The sequence below is a fragment of the Kitasatospora sp. MY 5-36 genome (assembly GCF_001182915.1).
Lineage (GTDB): Bacteria > Actinomycetota > Actinomycetes > Streptomycetales > Streptomycetaceae > Kitasatospora.
Genome location: NZ_LFVW01000771.1, coordinates 1 through 4,671 on the forward strand (window position 1 = coordinate 1; position 4,671 = coordinate 4,671).

The following is a 4,671-nucleotide window of genomic DNA, read 5'->3' on the forward strand; positions in this document are numbered from 1 at the left end:
AGGCCGCGCTGATCCGTCAGGTGCTCGACCGGGCAGGACGCGGTGTTCCGCTGTGAGCCCGAGCAGCCGGTGAGCACCAGGGCCCCGGCGACCGCCACCCCCGCGAGCATCAGCAGGCGTCTCACGCAGCCCCTCCGTCTCCGTCACGCCCGGCCGTGCCCAGGTGCCGCCGCACGAAGTCGATCTCCAGTCGCAGCTGCTTGATCCGCTCCTCCACCACCAGCGAGCCGTGCCCGGCGTCGAAGCGGTACACCTCGTGCGGCTTGCCGAGCCGCTCCAGCCGCTCGACGTAGTTGTCGATCTGCCGGATCGGGCAGCGCGGGTCGTTGACCCCGGCGCTGATGTAGACCGGCACCCGCACCCGCTCGACGTAGGTCAGCGGCGAGGAGGCGGTGAAGCGCTCCGGGACCTCCTCCGGGGTGCCGCCGAAGAGCGTGCGGTCCAGCGACTTGAGCGCCTCCATCTCGTCGGCGTACGCGGTGTGGTAGTCCGCGACCGGGACGGCGGCGAGGCCGAGGGCCCAGTCGTCGGGCTGGACGCCGAGGCCGAGCAGGGTCAGGTAGCCGCCCCAGCTGCCGCCGGTGAGGACCAGCCGGGCCGGGTCGGCGAGGCCGCTGTCGACGGCCCAGGCGCGGACCGCCGCGATGTCCTCCAGCTCGATCAGGCCGACCCGCTCGTGCAGCGCGTCCGTCCAGGCCTGTCCGTAGCCGGTCGAGCCGCGGTAGTTGACCCGGACCACCGCGAAGCCGTGGTCCAGCCAGGCGGCCGGACCGGCGGCGAAGGAGTCGCTGTCGTGGTGCGTCGGGCCGCCGTGGATCTCGAACACGGTCGGGTACGGGCCCTGCGCGGGCGTCGCCGGCCGCTGCACCAGGGCGTGCACCCGCCCGCCGGGCCCGTCCACCCAGACGTCCTCGACCGGCACCGAACCGGGCGGCACCGCGCCGGGCGCCCGCAGCACGACCGTCCCTGCGGTGGAGCGGACGGCGGAGGGCTCGGCGGCGGAGGACCACAGGTACTCGACGGTGCCGTCCGGACGGGCGGTGGCGCCGCTGACGGTGCCGCGCGGGGTCTCCAGGCGGGTCAGCCGGCCGTCGGCGAGCGCGTACGAGAACAGCTCGCTGCGCGCCTCGTACTCGTGCTCCACCAGCAGCGTCTCGGCGCCGGGGCGCCACTGCGCGGAGACGTCGCCGGGCAGCTCGCGGCCCTGCTCGTCGCGCAGCGGGAGGGCGGTCTCGGCGCCGGTGGCGACGTCCCAGATCATCGGCTCCCAGCGGCCGGTGCGTTGGTGGGCGACCAGCAGGCGGGTGTCGCCCTCGACCGGGGCGAAGCCCAGGCAGGCGACGCCGCGCGGCTCGTCCCGGCCGGTGACCTCGTCCAGCTCGGCGACGGTCTCGACGCCGCCGTCGGCGGTGATGCGCACGACCCGGATCGCGGAGTGCATCGCGTCGCCGTGCTCGGTGTGGTCGATGGCGAGCAGGGTGCTGTCGTGGCTGAGGTCGCCGATGCCGCCGTACTCCTCGTGCCGGTAGACCTCGACCGGTACGGCGGCGCCGGGGCGGCGCAGGTGCAGGGTGGTGCCGTCCTCGTCGGTCGAGCGGCCGACCACCACGGTGCCGTCGCGGCCCAGGGCCAGGCCGGCCGAGTAGGAGGCGGCGAGGCCGGGCACGGCCTCCTCGTCGGGGCCGCCCGCGAACGGCTGGCGGCGCCAGACGCCGAACTCGTCGCCGTCGTGGTCGTCGAACCACCAGACCCAGTCGCCGTCGGGGGACAGCTCGGCGTCGGTGGTGCCGTTCGGACGGTCGGTGACCCGACGGTGGGCGCCGGTGGTGCGGTCCCAGGCGTAGACCTCGTAGGTGCCGGTCGCGTTGGACACGTACAGCGACCGGTCGGGGGCGTCCTCGGCCCAGTCGGGCAGCGACACCCGGGCCGCCCTGAACCGCTGCTCCCACGCCGGTACGGCGCTCTTCTCCTCGCTCATCCGACCATCCAACCCGATCGGGGGGAGGGAAGGGAACGGGCGGGTGGGCTTCGGCCCACCCGCCCCGTGCCGCCGGGGTGGCGGCGGGGTGCCGGCAGGATGCCGGTGCAGGTGTTGCCGTGCGCGGCGGCCGGGGCGTCCACGAACGCCCGGCCCGGGGCCCGGGTTCCGTGGGGCCGGGGCGGGTGCCCGGGGCCATGCCGGGGTCAGCCCTCGCGCGGCGCTTCGTGCGCTCGGTGCGCTTCGGCCGCTCCGGGGGCCCCGTGTGCTCCGCGCGGCAGGAACCGGACCAGGCCCACGAGCACCAGCTCCAGCACCGCCAAGGCCAGGACGCTGCGGCCGAAGGCGGCGGCCGGGTCGCCGGCGCCGTAGTAGACCAGGCCGATCAGCGCGATCCCGAGCGCCCCGCCGACCTGCTGCACGGTGGACACCACCCCGGCCGCGGAGCCGGCCAGCCGCGGCTCGACGCCGGCCAGGACCACCGAGGTCACCGGGGCGATCACCAGGCCCATGCCGAGGCCGTCCACGAACAGCCCGGGCGCCAGCCACCGGACGCCGCCGTCCGCGGCGCCGTACGCGGTGAGGGCCAGCAGGCCCAGCCCGAGGGCCATCAGCAGCCCGCCGAGGGCGATGGTGCGGCGCTCGCCGAGGCGGGCGGTGACGCGGTGGGTGGTGTTGGAGGTGATCAGGTAGCCCAGGCCGATCGCGGTGAAGACCAGTCCGGCGCCCAGCGCGTCCAGGCCGCGGCCGAACTGGAGGTGCAGGGCGAGCACCAGGAAGAAGGAGCCCTGGCCGAGCCAGAAGGCGAGTTGGGCGAGCAGGCCGGCGCTGAAGGCGCGGTCGCGGAAGAGCCGGGTGTCGACCAGCGGGGTGGTCGCGGTGGTGGCCGTGGCGGCGGTGGTGGCGGTGGCGGTGGTGGCGCGGTGCTGGTGCACGGCGAAGACGGCCAGCAGGGCGAGCGAGCCGCCCAGGCAGAGCCCGGTCCACAGCGGCCAGTGCAGCTGCGGGCCCTGGATCAGCGGCAGCACCAGGCCGGTCAGCGCGGTGGTGACCAGCAGCACGCCCACCGGGTCCAGGCCGGGCCGCTGCGGGGCGCGGGACTCCGGCAGGCTGCGGCGGACCAGCGGGAGGGCGGCCAGTCCGATCGGCAGGTTGATCAGGAAGCAGCTGCGCCAGCCGAGGCCGAAGAGGTCCGCGCGGATCAGCAGCCCCCCGATCAGCTGGCCGAACACCGCGCCGACGCCCATGGTCAGCCCGTACCGGGCGAAGGCCCGAGCCTGGGCGGCGCCGCTGAACGCGGTCCGCAGGATCGCCAGCACCTGCGGACCCATCAGCGCCGCCGACAGGCCCTGTGCCACCCGGGCGCCGACCAGCGCGGCCGCCGTGGGGGCGAGGCCGCAGGCGGCGGAGGCGAGGGTGAAGAGGGCCAGGCCGAGCCCGAACACCCGGCGGCGGCCGTACCGGTCGCCGAGGCGGCCGGCGGTGACCAGGCCGGCCGCGAGGGCCAGGCTGAAGCCGGCCATCACCCACTGGACGGCGGCCGGGCCGGCGCCGAGGTCGCCCTGGAGGGAGGGGAGGGCGACGTTGACGACGAAGATGTCGAGGGCGGTCATGAAGGTGGCGGTCAGGACGACCGGCAGCAGCCCCTTGGGGGCCGTCTGCGCCGTCCGCGCCGTTGTCCCGGTCTCGGCCTCGGCGGGCCGCCGGGTGTTCAGGGAGGTGCTCATCTCGGGCTCTCCTCAAGGGGGTTGGCGACTCAAGCGGGTCGGCGGCCGGTGCCGCGGTGCGGGCGCGGTGGGGAGCGCCCCGCCCCTCGGCCGGAGCGGCGGTCTGAGGGGGTCAGGCGCCCGGCACGCGGTCGAGGAAGCCGTACACCGCGCCGATCCGGCCGTCCGGGGTGGCCACCAGCACGTCGAAGCCGATCACCACCGGCTCCGCGCCGGCCGGGCCCAGGTTCCAGGTGAAGCGGGCGACGTCGTGGTGCGCGTCGACCGGGCCGAGGGTGAACTCCAGCCCCGGGAACTGGGCCTGGGCTGCGCCGATCAGCGCGTCGATCCCGTCCCGGCCGGTGACGGCGGCCAGCGGGTCGGTGTAGCGGCCGTCCTCGGCCCACACCTCGTCGACCAGCTTGCGGCGGGCCGCCGGGTCGGTCTCGTTCCACACCGCGAGGTAGCGCTCGGCGAGCTGCTGGAGGGCGGCGGTGGTGATCTCGGTCATCGTCATCTCCCGTGTTCCGGTGGGTGGTTGGCCGGGTCGTTCCCGGTGCTCACCACGGTAGGGACGGGCGGCCGACGGCGAATCCGTCACGTATGGGCATGGGGGTACGTAGCCTCCGCGGAGGTGTACCGGTGCCGTGGTCGGCAGTGGTGCGCGGCCCTGCTGGGTAGGGTCGGGGCATGCTGTACGGGAGGGAAGGCGAACAGGCCTCCGTGGACGGGCTGTTGGACGGGGCGCGGGCCGGACGCAGCGGAGTGCTGCTGCTCCGGGGCGAGGCCGGCATCGGCAAGACCGCGCTGCTGGACGACGCCGTCGCGCGGGCGGGGGAGGCGTTCCGGGTCGTCCGGGCGGCCGGCGTCGAGTACGAGGCCGAGCTGCCGTACGCCGGGCTGAGCCTGCTGCTCGCGCCCGGCCTGGACCGGCTGGACGTCCTGCCCGGCCCGCAACGGCGGGCGCTGGAAGCGGCGTTCGGGCTC

General features: G+C 75.8%; 4 protein-coding genes. 1 reads left to right on the forward strand and 3 read right to left on the reverse strand.

What is annotated here, in order from left to right:
- Nucleotides 1–121 precede the first annotated feature (121 nt).
- The 3 genes from AE652_RS35615 to AE652_RS35625 form a co-directional block, all read right to left on the reverse strand.
- The gene (locus AE652_RS35615) at nt 122–1,978 is read right to left on the reverse strand and encodes a prolyl oligopeptidase family serine peptidase (RefSeq protein WP_049659144.1); all 1,857 of its coding nucleotides are present in this window, start codon (nt 1,976–1,978) and stop codon (nt 122–124) included.
- Between the two features lie 206 nt (nt 1,979–2,184).
- Complete coding sequence (locus AE652_RS35620; protein WP_082346191.1) at nt 2,185–3,705, reverse strand: MFS transporter; 1,521 nt, start codon at nt 3,703–3,705, stop codon at nt 2,185–2,187.
- Nucleotides 3,706–3,817: 112 nt separating this feature from the next.
- Nucleotides 3,818–4,195: a nuclear transport factor 2 family protein gene (locus tag AE652_RS35625; RefSeq protein WP_049659147.1), complete on the reverse strand. Its 378-nt coding sequence runs from the start codon at nt 4,193–4,195 to the stop codon at nt 3,818–3,820.
- Between the two features lie 179 nt (nt 4,196–4,374).
- Between AE652_RS35625 and AE652_RS35630 the strand changes: the two genes are divergently transcribed.
- Nucleotides 4,375–4,671, forward strand: a 297-nt coding sequence (locus AE652_RS35630) for an AAA family ATPase (RefSeq protein WP_159028651.1), incomplete at its 3' end; no start/stop codon positions are given.

Excerpts from the sequence above, each read along its gene's own strand:
- AE652_RS35625 (WP_049659147.1), bottom strand. The coding sequence starts at position 4,195 with ATGACCGAGATCACCACCGCCGCCCTCCAGCAGCTCGCCGAGCGCTAC.
- AE652_RS35615 (WP_049659144.1), bottom strand. The coding sequence starts at position 1,978 with ATGAGCGAGGAGAAGAGCGCCGTACCGGCGTGGGAGCAGCGGTTCAGG.
- AE652_RS35620 (WP_082346191.1), bottom strand. The coding sequence starts at position 3,705 with ATGAGCACCTCCCTGAACACCCGGCGGCCCGCCGAGGCCGAGACCGGG.